Annotated in this window: 23 protein-coding genes; 15 read left to right on the forward strand and 8 right to left on the reverse strand. The window is 64.2% G+C overall.

Annotated features, from left to right (window positions below; all coding sequences use genetic code 11):
* The first annotated feature begins 49 nt into the window (after positions 1-49).
* The 5 genes from CCOS865_RS24050 to CCOS865_RS24070 all read left to right on the forward strand — a co-directional run bounded on the left by CCOS865_RS24050 (position 50) and on the right by CCOS865_RS24070 (position 5,641).
* A complete protein-coding gene (locus tag CCOS865_RS24050; RefSeq protein ID WP_119145568.1) occupies positions 50-1,645 on the forward strand; it encodes an ABC transporter substrate-binding protein in 1,596 nt (531 codons plus the stop codon).
* A gap of 102 nt (positions 1,646-1,747) precedes the next feature.
* Complete coding sequence (locus tag CCOS865_RS24055; RefSeq protein ID WP_119145570.1) at positions 1,748-2,758, forward strand: ABC transporter permease subunit; 1,011 nt, start codon at positions 1,748-1,750, stop codon at positions 2,756-2,758.
* Between the two features lie 9 nt (positions 2,759-2,767).
* Positions 2,768-3,694, forward strand: a complete 927-nt coding sequence (locus CCOS865_RS24060) for an ABC transporter permease subunit (RefSeq protein ID WP_119145572.1) — start codon at positions 2,768-2,770, stop codon at positions 3,692-3,694.
* Positions 3,695-3,704: 10 nt separating this feature from the next.
* A complete protein-coding gene (locus CCOS865_RS24065; RefSeq protein WP_119145574.1) occupies positions 3,705-4,673 on the forward strand; it encodes an ABC transporter ATP-binding protein in 969 nt (322 codons plus the stop codon).
* A complete protein-coding gene (locus CCOS865_RS24070; protein ID WP_119145576.1) occupies positions 4,673-5,641 on the forward strand; it encodes a peptide ABC transporter ATP-binding protein in 969 nt (322 codons plus the stop codon). The genes CCOS865_RS24065 and CCOS865_RS24070 overlap by 1 nt, the downstream gene beginning before the upstream one ends.
* Before the next feature lie 215 nt (positions 5,642-5,856).
* Here CCOS865_RS24070 and CCOS865_RS24075 read toward each other — a convergent pair whose 3' ends face one another.
* The gene (locus CCOS865_RS24075) at positions 5,857-6,810 is read right to left on the reverse strand and encodes a hypothetical protein (protein WP_119145577.1); all 954 of its coding nucleotides are present in this window, start codon (positions 6,808-6,810) and stop codon (positions 5,857-5,859) included.
* A gap of 228 nt (positions 6,811-7,038) precedes the next feature.
* On the opposite strand from CCOS865_RS24075, the gene CCOS865_RS24080 reads away from it, so the two are divergent.
* The 4 genes from CCOS865_RS24080 (at position 7,039) to CCOS865_RS24095 (ending at position 10,833) form a co-directional block, all read left to right on the forward strand.
* Positions 7,039-7,848, forward strand: a complete 810-nt coding sequence (locus CCOS865_RS24080) for an AraC family transcriptional regulator (protein ID WP_119145579.1) — start codon at positions 7,039-7,041, stop codon at positions 7,846-7,848.
* 64 nt (positions 7,849-7,912) lie between these two features.
* A complete protein-coding gene (locus CCOS865_RS24085; RefSeq protein WP_119145581.1) occupies positions 7,913-9,319 on the forward strand; it encodes an NAD(P)/FAD-dependent oxidoreductase in 1,407 nt (468 codons plus the stop codon).
* 33 nt (positions 9,320-9,352) lie between these two features.
* Entirely contained in the window at positions 9,353-9,694 is a 342-nt protein-coding gene (locus tag CCOS865_RS24090; RefSeq protein WP_119145583.1) for a cupin domain-containing protein, read from the forward strand.
* Positions 9,695-9,753: 59 nt separating this feature from the next.
* A complete protein-coding gene (locus tag CCOS865_RS24095; protein ID WP_119145585.1) occupies positions 9,754-10,833 on the forward strand; it encodes a polyamine ABC transporter substrate-binding protein in 1,080 nt (359 codons plus the stop codon).
* Between the two features lie 105 nt (positions 10,834-10,938).
* Here the strand turns inward: CCOS865_RS24095 and CCOS865_RS24100 are convergent, their stop codons facing one another.
* Positions 10,939-12,522, reverse strand: a complete 1,584-nt coding sequence (locus tag CCOS865_RS24100; protein ID WP_119145587.1) for a peptide chain release factor 3 — start codon at positions 12,520-12,522, stop codon at positions 10,939-10,941.
* A gap of 114 nt (positions 12,523-12,636) precedes the next feature.
* Positions 12,637-12,966 carry an XRE family transcriptional regulator gene (locus tag CCOS865_RS24105; RefSeq protein ID WP_119145589.1) on the reverse strand — a complete coding sequence of 110 codons (330 nt, stop codon included), beginning with the start codon at positions 12,964-12,966 and terminating at the stop codon, positions 12,637-12,639.
* 481 nt (positions 12,967-13,447) lie between these two features.
* Between CCOS865_RS24105 and CCOS865_RS24110 the strand changes: the two genes are divergently transcribed.
* Genes CCOS865_RS24110 through CCOS865_RS24125 form a run of 4 tightly spaced genes read left to right on the forward strand, consistent with a single transcriptional unit; the run spans position 13,448 to position 16,901 of the window.
* A complete protein-coding gene (locus CCOS865_RS24110) occupies positions 13,448-14,161 on the forward strand; it encodes an ABC transporter permease (protein WP_119145591.1) in 714 nt (237 codons plus the stop codon).
* 12 nt (positions 14,162-14,173) lie between these two features.
* Positions 14,174-15,097, forward strand: a complete 924-nt coding sequence (locus CCOS865_RS24115; protein ID WP_119145593.1) for a glycine betaine ABC transporter substrate-binding protein — start codon at positions 14,174-14,176, stop codon at positions 15,095-15,097.
* Positions 15,094-15,747 (forward strand): ABC transporter permease, encoded by a 654-nt coding sequence (locus CCOS865_RS24120; RefSeq protein ID WP_119145595.1) that lies wholly within the window; start codon positions 15,094-15,096, stop codon positions 15,745-15,747. The genes CCOS865_RS24115 and CCOS865_RS24120 overlap by 4 nt, the downstream gene beginning before the upstream one ends.
* On the forward strand, positions 15,744-16,901 hold the full coding sequence (locus CCOS865_RS24125) for an osmoprotectant ABC transporter ATP-binding protein OsmV (RefSeq protein WP_119145597.1): 1,158 nt from the start codon (positions 15,744-15,746) through the stop codon (positions 16,899-16,901). The genes CCOS865_RS24120 and CCOS865_RS24125 overlap by 4 nt, the downstream gene beginning before the upstream one ends.
* Positions 16,902-17,000: 99 nt before the next feature.
* On the opposite strand, the gene CCOS865_RS24130 is transcribed toward CCOS865_RS24125, so the two are convergent.
* From CCOS865_RS24130 to CCOS865_RS24140, 3 genes are all read right to left on the reverse strand, one after another.
* On the reverse strand, positions 17,001-19,430 hold the full coding sequence (locus tag CCOS865_RS24130) for a TonB-dependent siderophore receptor (protein ID WP_119145599.1): 2,430 nt from the start codon (positions 19,428-19,430) through the stop codon (positions 17,001-17,003).
* A 108-nt stretch (positions 19,431-19,538) separates the two neighbouring features.
* Positions 19,539-20,501, reverse strand: coding sequence for a FecR family protein (locus tag CCOS865_RS24135; RefSeq protein WP_119145601.1), 963 nt, complete (start codon positions 20,499-20,501; stop codon positions 19,539-19,541).
* Positions 20,502-20,518: 17 nt separating this feature from the next.
* A complete protein-coding gene (locus tag CCOS865_RS24140) occupies positions 20,519-21,007 on the reverse strand; it encodes an RNA polymerase sigma factor (RefSeq protein ID WP_119145603.1) in 489 nt (162 codons plus the stop codon).
* A gap of 662 nt (positions 21,008-21,669) precedes the next feature.
* On the opposite strand from CCOS865_RS24140, the gene CCOS865_RS24145 reads away from it, so the two are divergent.
* Complete coding sequence (locus CCOS865_RS24145) at positions 21,670-22,833, forward strand: type III PLP-dependent enzyme (protein WP_119145605.1); 1,164 nt, start codon at positions 21,670-21,672, stop codon at positions 22,831-22,833.
* 146 nt (positions 22,834-22,979) lie between these two features.
* Here CCOS865_RS24145 and CCOS865_RS24150 read toward each other — a convergent pair whose 3' ends face one another.
* Together CCOS865_RS24150 and CCOS865_RS24155 are read right to left on the reverse strand one after the other, a co-directional pair.
* Entirely contained in the window at positions 22,980-23,732 is a 753-nt protein-coding gene (locus tag CCOS865_RS24150) for a tetratricopeptide repeat protein (RefSeq protein ID WP_119145607.1), read from the reverse strand.
* A gap of 2 nt (positions 23,733-23,734) precedes the next feature.
* Complete coding sequence (locus CCOS865_RS24155) at positions 23,735-24,415, reverse strand: Fe2+-dependent dioxygenase (RefSeq protein WP_119145608.1); 681 nt, start codon at positions 24,413-24,415, stop codon at positions 23,735-23,737.
* Positions 24,416-24,637: 222 nt separating this feature from the next.
* Between CCOS865_RS24155 and CCOS865_RS24160 the strand changes: the two genes are divergently transcribed.
* Positions 24,638-26,929 (forward strand): TonB-dependent receptor, encoded by a 2,292-nt coding sequence (locus CCOS865_RS24160; protein WP_119145610.1) that lies wholly within the window; start codon positions 24,638-24,640, stop codon positions 26,927-26,929.
* Positions 26,930-26,973: the final 44 nt, after the last annotated feature.

A 26,973-nucleotide genomic window follows, 5' to 3' on the forward strand; every position in this document is an offset into this window, starting at 1 on the left:
CGGCGAGCCGTGGCGGCTACGCTGGAATCATTAATTGCAGGGAGGTTCCATGACATCGATAGCCCTACGCACAGCCCTCACCGCGCTGCTCTTCGGCGCCGCCGGCAGCCTCGCGGCGAACCCCCTGGTGGTGTGCACCGAAGCCAGCCCGGAAGGCTTCGACATCGTCCAGTACACCACCGCAGTGACTTTCGATGCGGCCGCCGAAACCGTGTTCAACCGCCTGGTCGACTTCAAGCCGGGGACCACCGTGCTGCAGCCGGCCCTGGCCGAACGCTGGGAGATCAGCGACGACGGCTTGCGTTACACCTTTCATCTGCGCCAGGGAGTGAAGTTTCATAGCACCGATTACTTCACGCCCAGCCGCGATTTCGATGCCGATGACGTGCTCTGGAGCTTCCGCCGCCAGCTCGACCCCAACCACCCTTGGCACACCAAGACCAGCGTCGGTTACCCCTACTTCGAAAGCATGGCCTTCAAGACCCTGCTCAAGTCGGTGGAGAAGACCGACCAGCACACCGTCGTATTTACCCTGACCCGCCCGGAAGCGCCGTTCCTGCACGACCTGGCCATGGCCTTCACCTCGATCTACTCCGCCGAGTACGGCGATCAGTTGCTGGCGGCGGGCAAGCCCGGCCTGCTCAACAGCCGCCCGATCGGCACCGGCCCGTTCATTTTCCAGCGCTACAACAAGGATGCCCAGGTGCGCTACAAGGCCAACCCGGCGTACTTCCGGGGCGCACCGCCGGCCGAGACGCTGGTGTTCTCCATCGCCACCGACAACAACGTGCGCCTGCAGAAACTGCGGGCCAACGAATGCCAGGTCGCGCTGTACCCCAAGCCTGGTGACGTGTCGCTGATCCGGCAGGACCCACGCCTCAAGGTGGCGGAAATGGAAGCCCTGGTGACCGGCTACATCGCCATGAACACCGAGCGCGAGTACCTCAGTGATGTCCGCGTGCGCAAGGCCATCAACATCGCCTTCGACCGCCAGACCCATGTCGACCAGCTGTTCGGCGAGGGCAACGCACAGGTTGCCGTCAACCCGTATCCATCGACCATGATGGGCTTCAACACCGACAACAAAAACCCGCCGCGCGACCTCGACAAGGCCCGCGCACTGCTCAAGGAGGCCGGCGTACCCGAAGGCGCGGCGCTGACCCTGTTCACCCGTAACGGCGGCGGGCAGACCAACCCCAACCCGCGGCTGTCCGCCGAAATGCTCCAGGCCGACCTGGCCAGGATCGGCATCAGGCTCGACATCCGGGTCATGGAGTGGGCCGAGATGCTGCGCCGGGCCAGGAACGGCGAGGCCGACCTGGTTTCCACCGGCTGGGGCGGCGACAACGGCGACCCGGACAACTTCCTCGGGCCGTTGCTCAGCTGCGAGGCAGCGAAAAACGGCGAGAACTATGCGCGCTGGTGCAACCCTAAGTTTCAGCAGTTGATCACCCGGGCCCGCGCAGTGAGTGATCACGATGAACGTGCAAGCCTCTATTTCAAGGCCCTGGCGGTGTACGATGAGGACCAGCCGTGGATCAGCATGGCCCATCCGAAAATGTTTACGGCCATGCGCGAGAACGTGGAGGGTTACCACATCAGCCCTCTGACCACTAACAACTTCGCCACCACCCTGGTGAAGTAGCACAACAACAATGACCGCCGGCAGCCTGCACGGGAGCCGGCGGCGCAATCCGGACAGCGCGCCCGACTGGCGGCCTGACCGGCTGATGAGGTACACCCGACCATGTTGAGTTTTATTGCACGGCGCCTAGGCCTGCTGATCCCGACTTTTTTCGGTATCACCTTGCTGACCTTCGCGCTGATTCGGTTGATCCCCGGCGACCCGGTGGAAGTGATGATGGGCGAACGCCGGGTCGACCCCGAGATGCACGCCCAGGCCATGGAGCGCCTGGGCCTGAACAAACCGCTGCCGGCGCAGTACCTGGACTACATCGGCAAGCTCGCCGAGGGCGACCTGGGTGAATCGCTGCGCTCGCGCGAAAGTGTCTGGAGCGAGTTCACCACGTTGTTCCCGGCGACCCTCGAGCTGGCCTTCGCGGCGCTGCTGTTCGCGGGTATTGCCGGGCTGCTGGCCGGGGTGATTGCCGCGCTCAAGCGTGGCTCGCTGTTCGACCACGGGGTGATGGGCATCTCCCTGGCCGGCTATTCGATGCCGATCTTCTGGTGGGGGCTGATCCTGATCATGCTGTTCTCGGTGAGCCTCGGCTGGACGCCGGTGTCGGGACGCATCGGCTCGCTCTACGACATCGAGCCGCGGACCGGTTTCATGCTCATCGACACCTTGCTCAGCGACGAAGAAGGCGCCTTCAAGGACGCCGTCATGCACCTGATCCTGCCGGCCATCGTGCTCGGCACCATCCCACTGGCGGTGATCGCCCGGATGACCCGCTCGTCGATGCTCGAGGTGCTGCGCGAGGACTACATCCGTACCGCCCGCGCCAAGGGCCTGTCGCCGGCGCGGGTAGTCTTCGTGCATGGCTTGCGCAACGCGCTGATCCCAGTGCTGACGGTGTTCGGCCTGCAGGTCGGGGCGTTGCTCGCCGGCGCCGTGCTGACCGAAACCATCTTTTCCTGGCCGGGCATCGGCAAATGGCTGATCGAGGCCATCGGTGCCCGTGACTACCCCGTGGTCCAGAACGGCATCCTGTTGATCGCCTGCCTGGTCATCCTGGTCAACTTCGTCGTGGATATCCTCTACGGCCTGGCCAACCCACGTATCCGTCATCAGCGCTGAGGCCCCGTCATGACTAGCCCGATTACAACCTCGGCAACCCCACCCAGCCCGCTCGACCAGAGCCTGCTCTACCCATCGCCCTACAAAGAATTCTGGCAGGCCTTCTCGCGCAACAAAGGCGCAGTGGCGGGCCTGCTGTTCATGTGCCTGGTGGTGTTCTGTGCGCTGTTCGCGCCGTGGGTCGCCCCGCACGATCCAAGCGAGCAATACCGCGACTTCCTGCTGACCCCGCCGGTGTGGCTCGAAGGCGGCCAGTGGCAGTTCATCCTCGGCACCGACGAGGTCGGCCGCGACCTGCTCTCGCGGCTGATCCAGGGCGCGCGGCTGTCGCTGCTGATCGGCCTGTCGTCGGTGCTGATCTCGCTGATCCCCGGGGTCTTCTTCGGCCTGTTGGCGGGCTTCTTCCCGCGCATCCTCGGGCCCTCGATCATGCGCCTGATGGACGTCATGCTGGCCCTGCCGTCGCTGCTGCTGGCGGTGGCGATCGTCGCCATCCTCGGCCCTGGCCTGATCAACACGGTGATCGCCATCGCCATCGTCTCGCTGCCCTCGTACGTACGCCTGACCCGCGCTGCGGTGATGGGCGAGCTCAACCGCGACTACGTCACCGCCGCGCGCCTGGCCGGTGCCAGCCTGCCACGGCTGATGTTCGTCACAGTGCTGCCCAACTGCATGGCGCCGCTGATCGTGCAGGCGACGCTGAGCTTCTCCTCGGCCATCCTCGACGCCGCCGCACTGGGCTTTCTCGGCCTCGGTGTGCAACCGCCGACCCCCGAGTGGGGCACCATGCTGGCCTCGGCACGCGACTACATCGAACGCGCCTGGTGGGTGGTGAGCCTGCCCGGCCTGACCATTTTGCTGACGGTCCTGGCAATCAACCTGATGGGCGACGGGCTGCGCGATGCGCTCGACCCGAAACTCAAGAATGCCGCCTGAGGAGACCGCCATGACCCTGTTGCAGATAGACAACCTGAACGTGCGCTTCGGCGGCGCCGATGCCGTGCCGGTGGTCGACGGGCTGGACCTCAGCGTGGACGCAGGTGAGATCGTCGCCATCGTCGGCGAGTCGGGCTCCGGCAAGTCGGTCACCATGATGGCCCTGATGGGCCTGATCGATGCCCCCGGGCGGATCACCGCCGACGCCCTGCGCTTCGCCGGCACCGACATGCTCACGCTCAGCGCCCGCCAGCGCCGCAAGGTGGTCGGCAAGGACATCGCGATGGTCTTCCAGGACCCGATGACCGCGCTCAACCCCAGCTACACCGTGGGCTTCCAGATCGAGGAGGTGCTGCGCCAGCACCTCGGCCTGAAAGGCAAGGCGGCGCGCCAGCGGGCCCTGGAGCTGCTCAAGAAGGTCGAGATCCCGGCGGCCGAAAGCCGCCTCGACGCCTACCCGCACCAACTCTCGGGCGGCATGAGCCAGCGCGTGGCGATCGCCATGGCGATTGCCGGCGAACCGCGGCTGCTGATCGCCGACGAGCCGACCACCGCCCTCGACGTGACCATCCAGGCGCAGATCATGGAGCTGCTGGTCAACCTGCAGCAGGAGCGCAACATGGCCCTGATCCTGATCACCCATGACCTCGCCGTGGTCGCCGAGACAGCCAAACGGGTGTGCGTGATGTACGCCGGCCAGGCCGTCGAAGTCGGCCAGGTGCCGGAGCTGTTCGACATCCCCGCCCACCCCTACAGCGAGGCGTTGCTGGCGGCCATCCCCGAGCACAGCATCGGCGCCGAACGCCTGGCCACGCTGCCGGGCATCGTCCCCGGCCGCTACGACCGGCCGCAGGGCTGCCTGCTGTCGCCGCGCTGCCCGTATGTGCAGGACAACTGCCGACGCCAACGCCCGCCCCTGGAGGCCCAGGCGCACAGCCTGGCGCGCTGCTTCTACCCGCTGAACCAGGAGGTGGCGTGATGACCGCCGTGCTGACTGCCCGTGACCTGACCCGTCACTACCAAGTGTCCCGCGGCCTGTTCAAGGGCCACGCCCTGGTCCGCGCGCTGAACGGCGTGTCGTTCGAACTGGAGGCCGGCAAGACCCTCGCCGTGGTCGGCGAATCGGGCTGCGGCAAGTCGACCCTGGCCCGCGCCCTGACCCTTATCGAGGAGCCCACCGCCGGTTCGTTGCAGATCGCCGGCACCGAAGTCAACGGCGCCAGCAAGGCCGAGCGCAAGCAGCTGCGGCGTGACGTGCAGATGGTCTTCCAGAGCCCGTATGCCTCGCTCAACCCGCGGCAGAAGATCGGCGACCAGTTGGCCGAGCCGCTGCTGATCAACACCTCGCTGAGCAAGGCCGAGCGGCGCGAGAAGGTCCAGGCGATGATGCAGCAGGTCGGCTTGCGGCCTGAGCATTACCAGCGTTATCCGCACATGTTCTCCGGTGGCCAGCGCCAGCGGATTGCCCTGGCGCGGGCAATGATGCTGCAGCCCAAGGTGCTGGTAGCGGACGAGCCGACCTCGGCGCTGGACGTGTCGATCCAGGCGCAGGTATTGAACCTGTTCATGGACCTGCAGAAGGAGTTCAACACCGCCTACGTGTTCATCTCGCACAACCTGGCGGTGGTGCGCCATGTGGCCGATCAGGTACTGGTGATGTACCTCGGCCGACCGGCGGAGATGGGGCCCAAGCAGGATATCTACGACAGGCCGCTGCACCCGTATACCCAGGCCTTGCTGTCGGCGACGCCGGCGATCCACCCGGACCCGTTGAAGCCGAAGATTCGCATTACCGGGGAGTTGCCCAACCCACTGAACCCGCCGGATGGGTGTGCATTTCACAAGCGCTGCCCGTATGCCACGGAGCGTTGTGGCAAGGAAGTGCCGGCGTTTCGACAGGTGGGGACGCGGCAGGTGGCTTGCCATTATGCGGAGCAGTTCTTGTAGACCGTGGGGCCGCGCTGCGCCCCATCGCAGGCAAGCCAGCTCCTACAGGGACCTTTGCAGAACCTGTGGGAGCGGGTTTACCCGCGAAGGGCCGCAGAGCGGCCCCAAAATCCATCAATGCATGAAGATCGCGATAAGGATGATGACCGGGATCGGTACGCCGATCATCCAGAGCAAGATTGAGCGCATGATAATTCTCCTAGTCAGTTAACCCGTTAGCGGATCGGCGCAGTGCTGGCATGCACGGTACGACGCTCGCCATAGCCCACGTCTTCGTCGATCCAGCGTGCCTGGTCGCGTTGACGACCGCCGAACAGCGCCGCAAAGCTTGCGAAGAACGCCCCGCAGAGCAACGCCACGAACATCCACAGCGCCGTCCATGCAGCCACTTTGGCAGCCGTGTCAGCCGCTTGCTGGGCCGCCAGTTTGACCTTTTGTGCATCCTGCTGAACCTGGGTATAGACCTGGTCGACCCGCGCTTCGGCTTCTGCCTGGGTCAACCGGGTACGCTGTGCAACCAGCTGCGCCAGGTAGGCACGGTCACTGGCGTCGAGCGCGCCCTCGTTGGTCAGGGCACGGGCAAAGATGCGCCCGGCAACCGCATTGGCGGCATCCTCACTGACAGCCGCTGGCCCTTCGCTGCGAAACAGGCCATCCACGTAGTAACCCATGGGATCAGCACCGCGCCCGTCCGCCTGGCTGCCGACCGTTGCAGCCGCTGCAGTGGTCGCACCCGCCACTGCCGCAGCACCCGCCTGGGCACCGGCACTGGCCAGGGTGCCCGCCGTGGACACGATCAACACCGCAGTCACCAACGTCGCCACGGCCCAGGCCAGAAAGCCATGCGCCGTGTCGCGGAAGTACACCTCGTCACCGTGCAGGTTGGCCCACTTCACCCGCAGGCGCCCGGCGATATAACCGCCCAGCCCTGAGGCGAGAATCTGCGTGAGCAGCAGCCAGACAATCGCTGAGATACCCAAGGCCTTGGCGCTGGCACCCTCGTGTGCCCAAGGCGACGATGATGCAAACCCCAGGCCTGCGCCCAGGATCATCAGGATCAATGACAAGGCGGCCGCCGCAGCGGCACCGGCGAATATCGCCGCCCAGGACACCCCCGAACGGTTCGGGGCCTCGGCGACGGTGGAGGACAGATCGGCAGTGGTTATCATGGTTCAGCGCCTTTTGTTGTGGGCAACAGGTCCTTTTGCTTTGCTCTCTAACCGGTGCAGACGCTGTGCCAACTGTGTCAAAAAATGACATGCAGGCAAATCAATGGGTTAGCCTCAGGCCTTGCCGCAGAGTCGTGCAAAACACCCGGAACCCCGCTTGTGGCTCAGGGTTTTATGCAATGCGCACAGACAGTTGCCCCAGACCAGGCCGCCCGGCACTATCTACCCATGACCCCGACCCAACTCCCCGACGGCCCCGAACAGACCCCGATCACCGCCGAAACGGTGCTGCGCTACCACCTGTGCTGGAAGCACCGCGACCTCGACGGCGTCATGGCGCTGTACCACCCGGAGGTCGAGTATCACGACTTCTTCCAGAACCGCGTGCTCGGCTACCGCGACCTGCGCGACTACGTACGCGCCTGCCTGCCCCACGAAGCCGGCGAAGACATCGTCCACAGCGACCGTATCCGCGTCGACGGCTGCACCGCGTTCATCCAGTACCAGGTCACGGTGCAGGGCGGCGATGGCCTGGCGGCGTTCCAGTCGAGCGAAGCCATCACGGTCAAGGACGGCCTGATCTGGCGGGTCAACGAATACGCCACCCTGGTGCGCCAGAGCAGCCCGGCGGCGGGACGCAGCGGCGCGCGCCCGGCCACCAGCCGCCTGGGCCTGTCACCGCGCCAGGTGAGCACCATGGCCCAGGACCTCGAGCACTACTTCCAGCGCCAGCGCCCCTACCTCGACCCCGAGCTGGACCTGCAGCAGGTCGCCAAGGACAGTGGCTACAGCCGCAACCAGATCTCCTACCTGCTCAACCAGGTGCTCGGCCAGAGCTTCTACCGCTACGTCAACCAGGCACGCCTGCAGCACCTGCTGGCCAGCCTGGATGACGACAGCGTCGAGTCGACCATGGACGAGCTGGCGTTCGGTGCCGGGTTCAATTCGCTGTCGGCGTTCTACAAAGCCTTCCGCGAACACACCGGCCTGTCACCCAAGGCCTATGTGAAGCAAATTTCCCTGCGTGCACGCACGTAAGACAGCCCACTCGCCCGGACTCTAGGATCGGCCCCAGACCTTTACCGACCTGGAGCCGCACCCGATGCAAGCCTGGCGCACCCTCAGCCTCTGGATGGACCAGCTCGACGAGCCGCTCGACGCGCGCCCTGCCCTGCGCAACGACCTCGACCTCGACGTGTGCATCATTGGCGCCGGCTACACCGGCCTGTGGACCGCCTACTACCTCAAGCGCCAGGCGCCGCAGCTGAACATCGCCATCGTCGAGGCCAACACCGCCGGCTTCGGCGCCTCGGGGCGCAACGGTGGCTGGCTGATGGGCAACATGCTCGGTGAACAGCGCATGCTCGCGGCGCTCTCACCGCAGCAGCGACGCGCCAGCATCGACCTGCTGCACGGCATCCCCGACGAGGTGCAGCAGGTGCTGCAACGCGAAGGCATCGACTGCGACTACCGCAAGGGCGGCGTGCTGTACTGCGCGGCGCGCTATCCGGAGCAGGAGCGCAGCCTGCGCGCCTACCTCGACGACCTCTACCGCCAGGGCATGACCGAGGACGACTACCGCTGGCTACGCCCGGAGCAACTGGACGGCCAGCTGCGCATCAGCAACGCCTATGGCGCGATCTTCAGCCCGCACACCGCGACCATCCAGCCGGCCAAGCTGGTGCGCGGCCTGGCCCGGGTGGTCGAAAGCCTGGGCGTGACGATCTACGAAAACACCGCAGCCACCGATATGCAGCCGGGTGCGGTGCAGACCCCGCAGGGCAAGGTGCGCGCCCACTGGATCGTGCCGGCCGTCGAAGGCTACGCCGCCAGCTTGCCGCCGCTGGGCCGCTACCAGTTACCGGTGCAGAGCCTGCTGGTCGCCACCGAGCCGCTGCCCGAGTCGACCTGGGAGCAGATCGGCTTGTCCCAGGGCCAGGCGTTCAGCGAAAGCAGCCGGCAGGTCACCTATGGTCAACGCAGCGCCGACAACCGCCTGGTGTTCGGTGCGCGCGGCGGCTACCGCTTCGGTGGCCGCCTGCGGCAAGACTTCAACCTCAACGACAGCGAAATCGAGCTGCGCCGCTATCTGTTCGGCGAACTGTTCCCGCAGCTCAAGCACGTGCGCATCACTCACTCGTGGGGCGGCAACCTGGGCATGGCCCGGCGCTTTCGCCCGCACATGCTCTGCGACCGCCAGCGTGGCATCGCCCTGGCCGGTGGCTACGGCGGCGAGGGCGTCGGCGCGACCAACCTCGGCGGGCGCACCTTGGCCGCACTGATCCTCGACCAGCACAACGCCCTCACCGGGCAGCCCTGGGTGCACGACAACCGCCCGTTGTCGAGCCTGGCCAGTTGGCCGCCCGAGCCCTGCCGCTGGCTAGGCTACAACGCGATCATCCAGAGTTTCGTGCACGAGGACCGGACCCTCGCCAACCCCGCCAGCGCGCCCTGGCGACGGCGCCTGGCCACTGGCCTGGCGGACGTCATGGAAGGCTTCATGCACTGACCTGCCCTTTTCTCCAGACAGGACCCACCGCTCATGAGCATCACCCAGTTCAAGCACACCGACAGCGCCATCCTCGAGCAGTCCAACCCGGTCGCCGTGCCCCTCGGCGACCCCGTCGCGGTGACCTCGGTCACCTGCGTCGAGCGCAGTGACGGGGTCGAAACCGGCATCTGGGAGTGCACCCCCGGGCGCTGGCGCCGGCAGATCGTGCAGCAGGAGTTCTGCCACTTCATCAAGGGCCGCTGCACCTTCACCCCCGACGGTGGCGAGCCCCTGCTCATAGAAGCCGGAGACGCACTGATGCTACCGGCCAACAGCACTGGCATCTGGGACATCCAGGAGACCGTGCGCAAGACCTACGTGTTGATTTTCTGATCCGCTGATCGCCGCTGCCGCCCCTTCAAGAACAACAGACCAAGCAAGGTATACCGGACATGCGCACGCTACTTATCGCCCCCCTGATGCTGGCCGCCTGCGTGGCCAACGCCGCCGAGTCGGTGAAGATCTACAACTGGTCCAGCTACATCGCCCCAGACACCCTCAAGCAGTTCCAGCAGGCGTCGGGCATCGTCCCGACCTACGACGTGTTCGACAGCAACGAGACCCTCGACGGCAAGCTGATGACCGGCAACTCCGGCTACGACGTGGTGTTCCCCTCCAACCACTTCATGGCCCGGCAGATCCAGGGCAAGGCCCTGAAGCAGCTCGACAAGACCCAGTTGCCCAACTGGCACAACCTCAACCCGGTGCTGCTCAAGGCCCTGGAGGTCAACGACCCGGGCAACCAGTACGGCTTCCCGTACCTGTGGGGCAGTACCGGCATCGGCTACAACATCGACAAGGTCAAGGCGGTGCTCGGCGACGACGCCCCGGTCGACTCGTGGGACCTGATCTTCAAGCCCGAGTACATGGCCAAGCTCAAGAGCTGCGGCGTGGCGGTGCTCGACAACGGCCCGGAGCTGCTACCGATCGCCCTGCACTACCTGGGCTTGCCGCACCACAGCCAGGACCCCAAGGACTACGACAAGGCCAAGGAGCTGCTGATGAAGGTACGGCCGTACATCAGCTACTTCCACTCGTCGAAGTACACCGGTGACCTGGCCAATGGCGATGTCTGCGTAGTGGTGGGCTTTTCGGGCGATGTGCTGCAGGCGAAGAACCGCGCCGAAGAGGCGAAGAATGGCGTGAAGGTGGGGTATTCGATCCCCAAGGAAGGCGCGCCGATGTGGTTCGACATGGTGGCCATGCCCGCCGATGCGCCTGACGAGAAGGCCGGCTATGCCTACATGAACTACCTGCTGCAGCCCGAGGTGATGGCCAACATCAGCAACCACGTGCAGTACGCCAACGCCAACCTCAAGGCGGACGCGCTGGTCGACCCGGCCATGAAAGGCAACACGATGATTTATCCGAGCGAGGACGTGATGGGCAAGCTGTATGCGCTCGAGGCGATGCCGGCGAAGATCGACCGGATTCGCACGAGGATCTGGACCAGCATCAAAGCGGGTAATTGAAGACCTGCGGTCAGCTCTAAGCTGCAAGCCTCAAGCTGCAAGAAAAGCCGGTCCGTACTCGGTCTGCTCTTTCTTGTCGCTCGAGGCTTGCAGCTTGACGCTGAATCAGTGGTGTTCGCGGGTCGCGCGGAACTTCACGTCCGGCCAGCGCTCTTCCATCAGCGCCAGGTTGACCCGGGTCGGGGCCAGGTAGGTCAGGTGACCGCCGCCGTCGACCGCCAGGTTTTCCACCGCCTTGTTCTCGAATTCCTCGAACTTCTTCTTGTCGTCGCAGCTGATCCAGCGCGCCGACCAGACGGTGATCGGCTCATAGCCGCACTCGACCTTGTACTCTTCCTTCAAACGGCTGGCGACCACATCGAACTGCAGCACACCGACGGCGCCGAGGATGATGTCGTTGCTGCGCAGCGGGAAGAACACCTGCGTCGCGCCCTCTTCGGCCAGCTGCTGCAGACCCTGACGCAGCTGCTTGGACTTGAGCGGGTCCTTCAGGCGTACTCGGCGGAACAGCTCCGGGGCGAAGTGCGGGATACCGGTGAAGCCCAGGCTCTCGCCCTCGGTGAAGGTGTCACCGATCTGGATCGTGCCGTGGTTGTGCAGGCCGATGATGTCGCCGGCAAAGGCTTCTTCCAGCTGCTCACGCTCGGAGGAGAAGAAGGTCAACGCGTCGCCGATGCGCACGTCCTTGCCGGTGCGCACATGGCGCATCTTCATGCCCTTCTCGTACTTGCCCGAGCAGATACGCATGAAGGCGATACGGTCGCGGTGCTTGGGGTCCATGTTCGCCTGGATCTTGAACACGAAGCCGCTGAACTTCTCTTCCACCGGTTCCACGGTGCGCTCATTGGCGACCCGGGCCAGCGGGCGCGGTGCCCAGTCGACGACAGCGTCGAGCACATGGTCGACCCCGAAGTTGCCCAGGGCGGTCCCGAAGAACACCGGGGTCAGCTGACCGTTGATGAACTCTTCCTGGTTGAACTCATGGCACGCGCCCTGGACCAGCTCGAGCTGCTCGAGGAAACGCTCGTACTCGTCGCCCAGGTGCGCACGGGCTTCGTCCGAGTCGAGCTTCTCGATGATCTTCACATCGGTGCGCTCGTGGCCGTGGCCCGGGGTGTAGACGATGATGTAGTCGCCGGCCAGGTGGTACACACCCTTGAAGTCGCGGTAGCAACCGATCGGCCAGGTGATGGGTGCGGCCTTGATCTTGAGCACCGCTTCGATCTCGTCGAGCAGCTCGATCGGGTCGCGGATATCGCGGTCGAGTTTGTTGATGAAGCTGACGATCGGCGTATCACGCAGGCGGCAGACGTCCATCAGGGCGATGGTCCGTGGCTCGACGCCTTTACCGCCGTCGAGCACCATCAGGGCCGAGTCGACCGCGGTCAGGGTGCGGTAGGTGTCTTCCGAGAAGTCTTCGTGACCGGGGGTGTCGAGCAGGTTGATCATGTGCTCGCGGTACGGGAACTGCATCACCGAAGTGGTGATGGAGATGCCGCGTTGCTTCTCCATTTCCATCCAGTCGGAGGTGGCGTGGCGGTCGGACTTGCGCGACTTCACGGTACCGGCGACAGAAATGGCCTTGCCCATCAGCAGGAGCTTCTCGGTGATGGTGGTCTTACCGGCGTCGGGGTGGGAAATAATTGCGAAAGTGCGGCGCTTCGCGACTTCGGCGGCCTGTTTGGTCATGGGAAATCGCCTGACTGGGGATTGAAAAAAGGGGCGATATCATACCTGAAGTCGCAGGCGAGACCAAAGTGCGCACCGACCGGGAGTGATTCCCTCTTTTCGGCCCCGAAAAATTCAGGCGCGTGAAACCGGATCCTCTGTAAATCCCTCGATCGTGACCGGGGCACGACCCGGCAGATGAACCACCAATTCGAGCCTGCCGCCCATAGCTTCCAAATAATTTCGCAGCGTCGAGATCAACATGTCACTGCGGTGTTCGACTTTCGAAACGTTGCCCTGGCGAATGTCGAGACGCTCTGCCATCCCCTCCTGAGTAATCTCAAGCTGCCTGCGCAGCGCTTGCAGCGTCGCCTCCTCGCGTATCAGCTCACGGCCATGTTCTTCGACCCTCGCCCTGCGCTCAGGTGAAAGCTCGCTCATAACATCATCAAGTGTCTTGTACATGTTTTACCTCTGGACAGATGCCAATCCAATCACTCACCGGCACGTTCAAATTCCAAGCACATCCCTATAGGCCACACGGTAAAAATACCTCCAAGGGAATATTCCCTCAAGCGAATATCGAGAAATTCTCAAGGGAAATACTGCCTTTCGTGCAAACCGCTCGATAGCAGGTAATTCAACGTCTAGACGTAATAACTACGCTGCTTTTTCGTGCGAAGTTTTACCTCACCCAGTGATTAACACTGGCCAAATGCCGCTTCAGATGGGAACCTTTGCGACCCCGGAGACGTCCACTCCCCTGCAACCCGCTGCGGTTCGGGGCTGGTAACACCTGCTTTTCGAGCCCGACGGGGCTTGGCTCATGGCGTGTCTGCGCAGCCCTGCTGGGCGCCACGCTGCTACTCGCGAACACACTGCCTGACGCCAGGAATGGCCGCCGCCACGGGAGTGTGCTCGCCGACTACAAAAAAGGAGTCCACCTGTGGCCGAACGCTACGGAAAAGGGCTGATGGGATGCGCCACCGTGCTCGTCATCCTGGCCCTGCTGATCCACTGGATCGGCATCGATACGATCGCGCGCTATCGCGACGATCTGTGGTTTTACCTGCAAGCGCACCTGGTGCTGGTGCTGGCTTCGATGGTGGCGGCGTTGGCCGTGGGCATCCCGGCCGGCATTGCCCTGAGTCGACCGCACCGGGTCGACAAAGCCGAACGCTTCATGCAGTTCTTCAACGTTGGCAACACCATCCCTCCCCTGGCCGTACTGGCCATCGCCCTGAGTGTCCTGGGCATCGGCGCCGGTCCTGCGATCTTCGCGCTGTTTCTCGCCTCCCTCCTGCCCATCGTGCGCAACACCTACGAGGGCCTGAAAAACGTCCCTGTCTCGCTCAAGGAAGCCGCCACCGGCATCGGCATGACCCCGCGCCAGCAACTCTGGCAGGTCGAACTGCCCAACGCCGTGCCGATCATCGTCGGCGGTGTGCGTGTAGCGCTGGCGCTCAATGTCGGCACCGCGCCACTGGCGTTCCTGATCGGCGCCAACAGCCTGGGCAGCCTGATCTTCCCTGGCATCGCCCTGAACAACCAGCCACAGCTGATGCTCGGCGCGGCCTGCACGGCGCTGTTGGCGCTGCTGCTCGATGGCCTGGTGAGCTTCTCCAGCAAGCGCTGGCTGGAACGTGGCCTGGCCCAATAAAAGAGGGAACGTATGAACAAGAGAATCGCCTTGCTGCTGGGCGCGGCCCTGCTGTTCGCAGGATTTGCCCAGGCGGCGGAAAAACCGCTGATTCGCATCGGCGCGCGGGTGTTCACCGAACAGACCGTGCTCGCCGAAATCACCGCGCAATACCTGCGTGCCAACGGCTATGAGGTGCGGGTGACCAGCGGCCTTGGCAGCAGCATCGCGCGCCAGGCCCAGGAAACCGGCCAGCTCGACCTGATGTGGGAATACACCGGCGTCTCGCTGGTGTCCTACAACCATGTCGACGAACGCATGCCCAGCGCTGAAGCCACCTACGCCAAGGTCAAGCAACTGGACGCAAAAAAGGACCTGATCTGGCTGACCCCGTCGAAATTCAGCAACACCTATGCCCTCGGCTTGCCGCCCAAGGTCGCTGAGCAGTACCCGCAGATGCGCACCATCAGCCAGCTCAACCAGGTCCTGCGGGACGAGCAGCAGCGCAACCACCTGGTCGCCCTGGACACCGAGTTCGCCAACCGCCCCGATGGCCTTGTCGGCCTCAAGGCGCTGTACGACCTGCAGGTGGGCCGCGCCAACATTCGCCAGATGGACGCCGGCCTGGTGTATACCGCGATGCGCAACAACCAGGTGTTCGCCGGCCTGGTGTACACCACCGACGGGCGCCTCAACGCGTTCAACCTGACCCTGCTGGAAGACGACCTGCACTACTTCCCCGACTACACGGCGGCACCGGTGGTGCGCAAGGCCGTGCTCGATGCCAACCCCAACCTGGCGGCGCTGCTCGAGCCGCTGGCGCAAACGCTCGACGACGAGACCATGCGCCAGCTCAACGCCAAGGTCGACGTCGACCACCAGAACCCCACCGCCGTCGCTGCCGCGTTCCTGCGTGAGCATCCGTTGCAGCATCCTTTGCCGGAGGCCCAGCCATGAGCCTGTTCGACACCTTTGCCCACCTCGACTGGGCGCAAGTGCTGCAACTGACCTGGCAGCACATCACCCTGGTCGGCATCGCCGTCAGCCTGGCGATCCTCTTCGGCGTGCCGCTGGGCATCCTGATGACCCGCTTCCCGACACTCGCCGGGCCGTTGCAGGCCAGTGCCACGGTGCTGCTGACCATCCCCTCGATTGCCCTGTTCGGCCTGCTGCTGCCGTTCTACTCGAAGTTCGGCCAGGGCCTCGGCCCGCTGCCGGCGATCACCGCGGTGTTCCTCTATTCGCTGTTGCCGATCCTGCGCAACACCTACCTGGCCCTGACCAACGTCGAGCCGGGCATCCGTGAAGCCGCACGCGGCATCGGCATGACCTTCGGCCAGCGCCTGCGCATGGTCGAGCTGCCGATTGCGGTGCCGGTGATCCTCGCCGGCGTGCGCACCGCCGTGGTGATGAACATCGGCGTCATGACCATTGCCGCGACCATCGGTGCCGGCGGCCTCGGCGTGCTGATCCTGACCTCGATCAGCCGCAGCGACATGTCGATGCTGCTGGTCGGCGCCGTGCTGGTCAGCCTGCTGGCGATCGTCGCCGACCTGCTGCTGCAATCCCTGCAACGTGCCCTGACTCCAGAAGGACTTCGCCCATGATCGAATTGAACAACCTCAGCAAGACCTTCAATGCCAACGGCAAGGACGTCAAAGCCGTCGACTCGGTGAGCCTGACCGTCAACGAAGGCGAAATCTGCGTGTTCCTCGGCCCGTCGGGCTGCGGCAAGAGCACCACCCTGAAGATGATCAACCGGCTGATCACGCCGACCTCCGGCAAGGTCCTGATCAATGGCGAAGACACCAGCGGCCTGGATGAAGTGACCCTGCGCCGGCGCATCGGTTATGTCATCCAGCAGATCGGCCTGTTCCCCAACATGACCATCGAAGAGAACATCACCGTGGTGCCGCGCTTGCTCGGCTGGGACAAGCAGAAGTGCCACGACCGCGCCCGCGAGCTGATGAGCATGATCAAGCTCGAGCCCAAGCAGTACCTGCAGCGCTATCCGCGCGAGCTGTCGGGTGGCCAGCAGCAGCGTATCGGGGTAATCCGGGCGCTGGCTGCCGATGCACCGGTGCTGCTGATGGACGAGCCGTTCGGTGCGGTCGACCCGATCAACCGGGAGATGATCCAGAACGAATTCTTCGAGATGCAGCGGGCCTTGAACAAGACCGTGATCATGGTCAGCCACGACATCGACGAAGCGATCAAGCTGGGCGACAAGATCGCCATCTTCCGCGCCGGCAAGCTGCTCCAGCTGGACCATCCGGATACCCTGCTGGCGCACCCGGTGGACGACTTCGTGAGCAACTTCGTCGGCCAGGACAGCACCCTCAAGCGGTTGCTGCTGGTGCGTGCCGAGGATGCCGCGGACAACGCCCCGTCGGTCAGCCCCGAGACGCCGGTGAGCGATGCGCTGGAGCTGCTCGATGAGCATGACCGGCGTTATGTGGTGGTCACCGACGCGGCGAACAAGGCGCTGGGCTATGTGCGCCGGCGTGACATGCATCGTCAGCAAGGGACCTGCGCGGACTTCCTGCGGCAGTTCAACGCCACCGCCTCGCACGATGAGCACCTGCGCATTCTGTTGTCGCGGATGTACGAGTTCAACCGGGCGTGGTTGCCGGTGCTGGATGCCGAGCAGGTGTTCCTCGGCGAGGTGACCCAGGAGTCGATTGCGGCGTACCTCAGCTCGGGTCGCTCGCGTGGGGCGAAGACCAGCATCGTGTCGCCGGCCGAGGCTGTGGCTTCCTGATCGCCGGGGGGCGCTTTGCGCCCCTTCGCGGGTAAACCCGCTCCTACAGGGGACCACCCGGTGGGAGCGGGTTTACCCGCGAAAAGGGCACCGCCGCTGTCAGAACCCTACACTGGCCTGAACATAGAAGGTCCGCGGCTCCCCCAGGTACAAGCCCGAATTGTTGTCGCTGGAGCGGGTGTAGTACTGCTTGTCGAACAGGTTCTTGACCCCCGCCGCCAGCTTCAGGTTGGACATCTGCGGCCCGAACTCATACCCGCCACGGGCATGCCAGGTCACATATCCCGGAATATCCCCATACTGCCCATCGGCGCTCGGTTCGGTGATGTACTCACCGTTGAAGCTGCCATCGGTATTGATCCCGGTACCCGGCGCACGCTGCTTCGATTGGGCATAGGCATCCAGGTTCCAGGTCCAGCGATCGATCTGGTAACGCAGCCCGGCAGTCACCACCTGACGTGAGTAGAACGGCAGGTCACGGCCCTTGAACCCTGGGATCTCGCCTTCGTACGTCGCGCGGGTATAGGTGAACCCGGCATTCGCCGACAGGCCTTGCAGGCGCGGGTCCAGCGCGGCCAGGTCATACCGCAGCGACGCCTCTATCCCCTGGTGCTGGGTCGCCCCGAGGTTGGTCCAGCCGACATCGTTGCTGATGTACTGCAGCTCATCGTCGAAGTCGATGTAGAACGCCGTCAGCTCAGCCGCCCAATCGCCATTGTCATAGCGCGTGCCGATCTCGTAGGTCTTGGCCTTTTCCGGCTCCAGGCCATTGGCAGTGCTGTCGCCGCTGCCGCCCTGGCCGAGCTGGAAGTACTGCAGGCTGCCGAACGAGGTCTCGTAGTTGGCGAACAGCTTCCACGCATCGGACAGGTGATACATCACGCTCAGCGCCGGCAGCGGCTCGTTGCTGGTGATGCTGCGGTTCTTCTCCGGCACCGGCCGGCCATTGGCACCGAGCACCGGGCGATCACGCCAGTCGGTATTGATGTGCTCGAAGCGAATGCCCGGGGTGATGGTCCAGTTGCCCACATCGATCTTGTCGTCGATGTAGTAGGCGCTGGCCTCGGTGCCGCCACTGCGGTCCTGGAACACATGGCCGTCGGAGCCGGCGATCGGCGTCGGTACGTTGTCGACCAGGCCCAGGCGCGTCGACTGCTCGCGCATGGCTTCTTTCAGGTAGCGGTAGCCAACGCTGACTTCCTGGGTGGTCGGCCCGGCGAAGAAGATCCGTGACAGCCGCGGCTCGATGGCGAAGGTGTGGTAGTTGCGTGGGTACGAGGACAGTGTGCCAAGGTCGCGTGCGGCGATCGCGCTGCCGCGAAAGCTGTCGGTGTAATAGGTCAGCACTTCGAACTGGGTGGCGTCGTCGAGCTGGCGCTGCCACTTGAAGGAGACGTCCTTGCGCCGGCCGGCGAAGTAGTCGTGGTCACGCACCGACTGATACGGATCCTGGTCGAACTGCGCCTGGGTCAGGCCACCGGGCATGTCGGCACGGCCATCGTAGTAATGAAAATTCAGCCAGAACTCGTCGCTGTCGGTCGGTGCCCAATGGGTCTTGAGGATGACGTCATCGATGTCGTTGCCGTTGTTGCTGCTGCGATAGCCATTGCCATTGACCCCGGTGTAGAGCAAGGCGACGCCCATGCCGTTGTCGGCGGTGCCGCCGACGAAGGCCGACTCGGTGTGCTTCCAGCCGCCGTGGCGCGAGGTCTCGAGGGTGGTGGCGAGCTCGGCGCTGGCCTGCTCGGGGATCGCCCGGGTGACGAAGTTGATCACCCCGCCGACGTTCTGCGGGCCATAGCGCACCGAGCCGGCACCGCGCACCACGTCGATGCTGTCGAGGTTGCCCGAGGAGATCGGCGCCATCGACAGCTGCGGCTGGCCATACGGCGCAAATGCCGCGGGGACGCCGTCGATCAGCACGGTCGAGCGCGGCGACAGCCGCGAAGTCAGGCCGCGCACGCCGACGTTCAGCGACAGGTCGCTGCCGCCGGTGCCGTTTGAATCCTGCACCTGCACCCCAGGGATGCCGCGCAGCACGTCGCGCACGTTCATCGCGCCGTGCTCGACCATCGCTTCACGGCGCACCACCGTACGCGCGCCGGGGTGATTGTGGACAACGCTCTGGTCGGCATCGCCAAGCCAGTCGCCGACCACCTTGACGTCGGTGGGCGCCAGCTCGAGGCTGCCGGTGGTCAGCGTGCCAGCGGCCGGCAGCGGCTTGACCACGACCGTGTCCTGGGACATCTCGTAGGTCAGCCCGCTGCCTTGCAGCAATTGTTGCAGGGCCGGCTCCGGCGGCAGCGTGCCGGACACCGCCGGGGCCTGTTTGCCGGCCACCAGCTCGGGGCTGAAGAACAGCTGCAGGTGAGTCTGCTGGCCGAGCTGGGCCAGTGCCGAAGACAGCGGCTGGGCCGGGATCTGAAGCGCCGCGGGCGCCTGCTCGGCATGCGTGTGGGTGGCCACGGCAGCGACCGCCAGGGCCAGCGCCAGGGAGCGCAGGGCGCGCTGAGGTTTATTGTTTTTCACGTCGTCGAAAGATCCTGGATGTCGGAACGAACGCCAACCGCACGCAAATGGAAATGCTTGGCAGTTGCAGCTGGCGGGGAAGACGAACGAGCGAAAAAAAACCTGAATCTATTTAGCGATTATTTCACTGGAGCCATCTTCAAGGGCCCTGATCGCGACCGGCAGGATGCTCGGCAGGGCCCGTAGCAGTGCATCCGGATCATCGACACTGAAGGTGCTCGAAAGGCGCAGCGCGCCGACCTTGCCCGGCGCCACGCGCAGCGGCTGGGCGCGGTAGCGCGACACTTCAGCGACCACCTCGGCCAGCGTGGCGTTGTCGAACACCAGCTTGCCCTGGCGCCAGGCAGTAAGGGCCGCAGCGTTGACCGGGTACGCTGGCGCCACCTGGCCTTGGCTGTCGATGTGCGAGCCTTGGCCCGCCGTCAGTTGCGCCAGCGCATCGCCTGCGCCCTGCACGCGCACCGAACCCTGCTCGACCGCGACACGGGTGCGCTGTGGCTCCAGGCGCACGTCGAAGCGCGTGCCGGTGACGGTGACGCTGCCCTGCTCGGTGTGCACCACGAACGGCCGGTCGCGGTCGTGGGCCACGGTGAACATCACTTCACCCGCCGTCAGTTCCAGCTGGCGCTGGCCGGCGCTGAACGTGACGTTCAAACGCGTGCCGCCATTGAGGTCGAGGCGCGAACCATCGCTCAGCTCGACCTGGCGACGCTCACCCGGCGCCGTCTGGTAAGCCTCATGGACATTCAGCCGCTGATACTGCCAGCCACTCCAACCCAGGCCGAGGGCGACCACCGCTATGCCGGCGGCCAGGGCGTGGCGCCAGGCACTGCGGCGTGGCAACTGGCGGACCGGATCGGCCTGGCAGAGGGCTTCGAGGCGCTGCCGTGGGACGAGGTCGGCGGCCTGCCACAGCTGTGCGAGCAACTGATACTCGGCCCGGTGGCGCGGGTGCGCATCCAGCCACTGGGCGAGTTGCGCCTGCAACGCGCCATCGCCAGGGGCGTCCTGCACCCGGGCGAACCATTCGGCCGCCTGCTCGGCGACGGGATCAGCGCCGTGCTGTTTCATGCATAGGTTCTCGTGACTCATCGGGTCGACGCATCCAGGTGCTCACGCAGATGTCGGAGCGTGCGGATCATATACTTTTCGACCATGTTCTTGGTCAAACCCATGCGTTCGGCGATTTCCGCCTGGGTCAGGCCTTCGATCTTCTGCCAGATGAACACCCGCCGGCAGTTCAGCGGCAGCTCGGCCAACGCACGCTCGACCCTGTCGGCCAGCTCCAGCGCCTGCACATAGGCTTCCGGGTCGTCACCCGCCGCCTCGCCGCTGTCGAACATCTCGTGCTGCAGGGCCTGGCGACGGTCTTCGCGACGGAAACCGTCGACAGCGATATTGCGCGCGGTCTGGTGGAGGTAGGCACGCGGCTGCTCGACCGCCTCGGGCGGGTTTTCCAGGACCCGCACGAAGGCATCATGGGTGAGGTCCTCGGCCTGCTGGCGATTGCGCAGTTTGCGCGTCCAGGTGCCGATCAGCTCATGGTAGTGGTCGAGAAAGCCTTTGGGTCCGGACACGATCGAGGTCGTCAGGGAGGCAAGAGAAGGTCGCGAATGGTAATGCTTCTCATCGAGACGAGCAATCGGCATATTCCCCAGCCGACCAATCGCCCCATCCGGGTAGCCGTAACAAAAAATTTATGGCGAATTTCATCGCTGATTTCAGCGCGCGGACGTGGCCATAAATATGAACACCCGGGGCCAATCTGCCGGCTGCGCAAAACCACCGACAAACGGTCGCTCGCACCATCTACGGGACTTTCACAAGGGAAATTCGCCCTTTGTGCAAAGAACGAAGCTCTCAGTGGATCGCAGCCAGATCCCCGCCTATTCCACAATTTTTTACGTTAGCGGCCTGCGCAGGAACATCTGCCGGTCACATGAGTCGGTTATTCAAGTGCCTGGTCGTCGATCCACGACGAACAGGTCGGGATTGCCTGTTGATCTTGCTTGGTTCACGTCCTAAAGTGCGCGCCGAACGTCCATGCTGGAAACGATCCATCCGGCTCAAGTACTGACGACGAGACAGCAAGGTCACCCGCCGCTCCGCTCCACGGGCACGGTTGACCTTTTTGCTTTCGGCGACATGCCTTGGGAAGTAGGCGAACCAAAGTGGGGATACGGAGGGCGTTCAGTTTGCAGCCACTTTCTTTTTCAGTTTGCCCATGGAGTCCCTGAGCATGTCGATCCAGGTAGAAGACTATTTCGCACGCGACACCTTCCAGAAGATGAAGGCGTTCGCCGACAAGCAAGAAACCCCGTTCGTCCTGATCGATACCCAGATGATCAGCCAGGCCTATGACGACCTGCGCGCCGGTTTCGAGTTCGCCAAGGTCTACTACGCGGTCAAGGCCAACCCTGCCGTGGAGATCATCAACCTGCTCAAGGACAAGGGTTCGAGCTTCGACATCGCCTCGATCTACGAGCTCGACAAGGTGATGAACGAGGGCGTCAGCGCCGACCGCATCAGCTACGGCAACACCATCAAGAAGTCCAAGGACATCCGCTACTTCTTCGAGAAGGGCGTGCGCCTGTTCGCCACCGACTCCGAAGCCGACCTGCGCAACATCGCCAAGGCCGCGCCGGGCTCCAAGGTTTACGTACGTATCCTCACCGAAGGCTCGACCACGGCCGACTGGCCCCTGTCGCGCAAGTTCGGCTGCCAGACCGACATGGCCATGGACCTGCTGATCCTGGCCCGTGACCTGGGCCTGGTGCCGTACGGCATCTCCTTCCACGTTGGCTCGCAGCAGCGCGACATCAGCGTCTGGGACGCGGCCATCGCCAAGGTCAAGGTGATCTTCGAGCGCCTCAAGGAAGAAGACGGCATCGTCCTCAAGCTGATCAACATGGGTGGCGGCTTCCCGGCCAACTACATCACCCGTACCAACAGCCTGGAAACCTACGCCGAAGAGATCATCCGCTTCCTCAAGGAAGACTTCGGTGACGACCTGCCGGAAATCATCCTCGAGCCAGGCCGTTCGCTGATCGCCAACGCCGGCATCCTGGTCAGCGAAGTGGTGCTGGTCGCACGCAAGTCGCGCACCGCCGTCGAGCGTTGGGTGTACACCGACGTGGGCAAGTTCTCCGGCCTGATCGAAACCATGGACGAGTCGATCAAGTTCCCGATCTGGACCGAGAAGAAAGGCGAGATGGAAGAGGTGGTGATCGCCGGCCCGACCTGCGACAGCGCCGACATCATGTACGAGCACTACAAGTACGGCCTGCCACTGAACCTGGCGATCGGTGACCGTATGTACTGGCTGTCGACCGGTGCCTACACCACCAGCTACAGCGCAGTGGAGTTCAACGGCTTCCCGCCGCTGAAGGCTTACTACCTGTAACGACAAACGGGGCCGCGAGGCCCCGTTCTTGTCAGTGCTATCCGCAGCGCCTGTTTCGCGGGTGAACCCGCTCCCACAGGGACCGCGCACCCTTCAAGGTCGGCGAGAAACCTGTAGGAGCGGGTTTACCCGCGAAGCAGTCACCGCTAAGCCAGCTCCCGCTGCCGCAGCGCTTCTCCATAGGCAACGGCCTCGTCGGCGAGCACCGCGCCAGCGCCCTGCAAGGTCACCACTGCACTGCGCAGGAAGTTCACATTCCCCTCGACCCGCGCACGCGCCAGCCAAGGCCCGGCCTCGGCCATCTCACCGCGCTCGGCCAACACCATGGCCAAGCTGAACATCCCGCGAAAATCCCCCGCCTCGGCCGAACGCCGATACCAGCGCAACGCCCGTGCCGGGCTCGCCGGCGTGGCGATACCCTGCTCGTGATAGCGGCCATACAGGTTCATCGCCTTGGCATGCCCCAGGTGCGCGGCCTTCTCGTAGCAGGCCAAGGCAACGCCGTGGTCGACCTCGACCCCACGCCCGGTCGCGAGCAGGTTGCCAAGGTTGTACAAGCCCCAATCCAACCCCGCGCGTGCAGCCGCCTGGTAATGCAAGGCGGCCTGCGGCAAGTCCGCATCGCCGCCCCAGGCATGCTCGTGACAGCGCCCGAGCATGTTGTGGGCCATCGCACTGCCGCCCTCGGCAGCAATCGCGAACCACTGCCGGGCGACCCGCGGATCACGCTCGATCCCGCGCCCATCGAGGAGGATCTGGCCGAGCAGCGACTGCGCCTCGACCACGCCCTGCCCCGCCGCTGCCAGGATCGCCTGGGCGGCCTTGCCGGGGCTGTCGGCGAGCATGGCCTGCAGCCCGGCGACATCGACCACTTCTTCACGGCGCAATTGATACGACATGCTCAGACCTCGGCCCAGCGACGCAGCAGGTTGTGGTAGGTCCCGGTCAGTTGCAGCAACGACGGATGCTCCGGCACATCGGCGCTCAGCTGGCGGATGGCGTTGTCCATCTCGAACAGCAGCGACCGCTGGCTGTCTTCCCGGACCAGGCTCTGGGTCCAGAAGAACACTGCCAGGCGCTCGCCGCGGGTGACCGGGTTGACCTTGTGCAGGCTGGTGCCGGGGTACAGCACCATGTCACCGGCCGCCAGCTTGATCTGCTGGACTCCGTAGGTGTCCTGGATCACCAGTTCGCCGCCGTCGTAGGCGTCCGGCTCACTGAGGAACAGCGTCGAGGACAGGTCGGTGCGCACCCGCTCGCTGCTGCCCTGGGGCTGGCGCAGGGCGTTGTCGATGTGAAAGCCGAAGTTATCACCCTCGCGGTAGCAGTTGACCAGCGGCGGGAACACCTTGTGCGGCAGGGCCGCCGACATGAACAGCGGGTTGCGCCAGAGCCGCTCGATCAGCGCGCTGCCGATCTCCTTGGCCAAGGGGTGCGCCTCGGGCAACTGCAGATTGTGCTTGGCCTTGGCCGACTGATGGCCCGCGGTGATCTTGCCGTCCGCCCAGTCCGCCTGCGCCAGCGCCTCGCGAATACGGGCGAGTTCTTCTGCGTCGAACAGTCCGGGAATGTGAAGCAGCATGCTGGCGGCACCGAGTGGGAGGGAGGTGCACCAATGATATTGATTCCCTTTTACGCCGCACAAGCCCCCGCTCGCCAAATACGACGGATGAGACCGGAAAAACCGTAAGGATAAATTGTAAAGATTGTAAATTCAGCATGAATGGTAACGCTTCTCAATTGTTCCTTACATTTCCTTACATTACTATCCGCCGCCTTCATACCTTGGGGAAGGCTAATAAAAATGCGCCACGTGCCATCTGCTGTGAGTTCACCACGTCTGCTCGCGTCCGCCATCGGCGTGGCCATCAGTGCCACTTCGGTGTATGCCGCCGAGCCTGCCGTCACCCTCGATGCCACCAGCATCGACGGCAAGGCCGAGCAGGCGAGCACCGATTACAAGGTCGAGAAAGCCGCGTCGCAGAAGTACACCGCGCCGCTGGTGGACACGCCGCGCTCGGTCACCGTGATCCCCCAGCAGGTGATCAAGGACACCAACGCCCTGAGCCTGCAGGATGCCCTGCGCACCGTGCCGGGGATTACCTTTGGTGCCGGTGAAGGTGGCAACCCGCAAGGTGACCGTCCGTTCATCCGTGGCTTTGACGCCCAGGGCGACACCTACCTGGACGGCGTGCGCGACACCGGCGCGCAGACCCGCGAGATCTTCGCCGTGGAGTCCGTGGAAGTGGCCAAAGGCCCGAACTCGGCGATCGGCGGCCGTGGCGCGGCGGGCGGCACGATCAACCTGGTAAGCAAACGTGCACACCTGGGCAACTCCCTGGATGGCGCCTGGACCTGGGGCAGCGACCAGACCCAACGCTACACCTTCGACGGCAACTACCAGTTCAGCGATACCGTTGCCGGCCGCCTGAACCTGATGACCCACGAGAGCAACGTCGCCGGCCGCGACAAGGTCAACTACGACCGTTGGGGTATCGCCCCGTCGCTGGCCTTCGGCCTCGGTACGCCGACCCGCGTCAACCTTGACTACTACCACCTGGAAAGCGACGATCTGCCGGATTCGGGCATTCCGTACACCGTGCCCACCGGCGGCACCGGCAACCGCACCTCGGCTGATCCGAGCAAGCCATACGCCGGCGGCGATTCCGACAACTTCTATGGCCTGACCGGGCGTGACTTCCGCAAGAGCCGCGTGGATATTGCCACGTTCGCCATCGAGCACGACCTGAGCGACTCGCTGACCGTCAAGAACACCTTGCGTCACGGCAACAGCATGCAGGACTACATCCTCACCCAGCCCGATGACAGCAAGGCCAACGTCAACAATGGCAGCGTCTGGCGTCGGGCCAACACCCGTGTCGGCAACACTTCCACCACCACCAACCAGACCGACCTGTTTGGCGAGTTCTACCTGGGCGGGCTGAAGAACAGCTTCTCTACCGGTATCGAGCTGAGCCGTGAGGAGAGCAAGCGCTCTACCTACAACGTCGACACCAACACTGGCGGTGCAACGACAAGCACCTGCAACCCGGGCCTGATCGGCGCCAACAGCGGCTACAACTGCACCTCGCTGAGCAACCCGAACCCGGATGATCCGTGGAACGGCGCCATTTCGCGCAACTATGCCGGCACCGATACCAAGAGTAATACCCGCGCCATCTACGTGTTCGACACCCTCGAGCTGAGCCCACAGTGGCTGTTGAACATGGGCCTGCGCTACGACCACTTCGACACCCAGTACCGCGGCTACAACGCCGATGGCAGCACGGCGGTGAACAGCAAAGGGGTCGTGTCCAAGGGCAGCGACACCAGCGAGTTCGTCACCGGCCAACTGGGCCTGGTGTGGAAACCGGCCGACAACGGCAGCATCTATGTCTCCTACGCCACCTCCGCTACCCCTCCGGGCGCCTCGCTCGGCGAAGGCATGGAAGGCAACCCGCTGGGTAACACCACCGACCGCCAAGGCAACCTGTTGAGCACTGACATGGAGCCCGAAGAAACCACCAACTACGAGATCGGCACCAAGTGGGACCTGCTCGACGAGCGCCTGTCGCTGACCGCTGCGCTGTTCCGTACTGAAAAGGAAAATGCCCGCGTCCAGGTCGGCACCACCACCTACGAAAACGTCGGCGAAACCCGCGTGCAGGGCATCGAGCTGTCGGCCAGCGGCAAGCTGACCAACAAATGGCAAGTGTTCGCCGGCTACACCTACCTGCAGGCTCGCCAGATCGACGGCGGCGCCCTGGGCAAGGCCAACGACGGCAACCAGCTGCCCAACACCCCGAACAACAGCGCCAGCCTGTGGACCACCTACGCCATCACGCCAAAGCTGACCATCGGTGGCGGTGCGTTCTACGTGGATGATGTGTTCGGCAGCGTCGCCAACACCACCATGGTCGACAGCTACGTGCGCTACGACGCCATGGCCGCCTACAAGCTGACCAAGAACGTCGACCTGCAGTTGAACGTGCAGAACCTCACCGACGAGGTGTACTACGACAAGGCCTTCTCCACCCACTTCGCCAACCAGGCGGCGGGACGCACGGCCTTGCTGACCACCAGCGTCCACTTCTAAAGGCGTCACCCCAAGCCCCGTTCATTCCAGTGAGCGGGGCTTTT

The organism is Pseudomonas reidholzensis, assembly GCF_900536025.1.
Classification (GTDB): Bacteria; Pseudomonadota; Gammaproteobacteria; order Pseudomonadales; family Pseudomonadaceae; genus Aquipseudomonas; species Aquipseudomonas reidholzensis.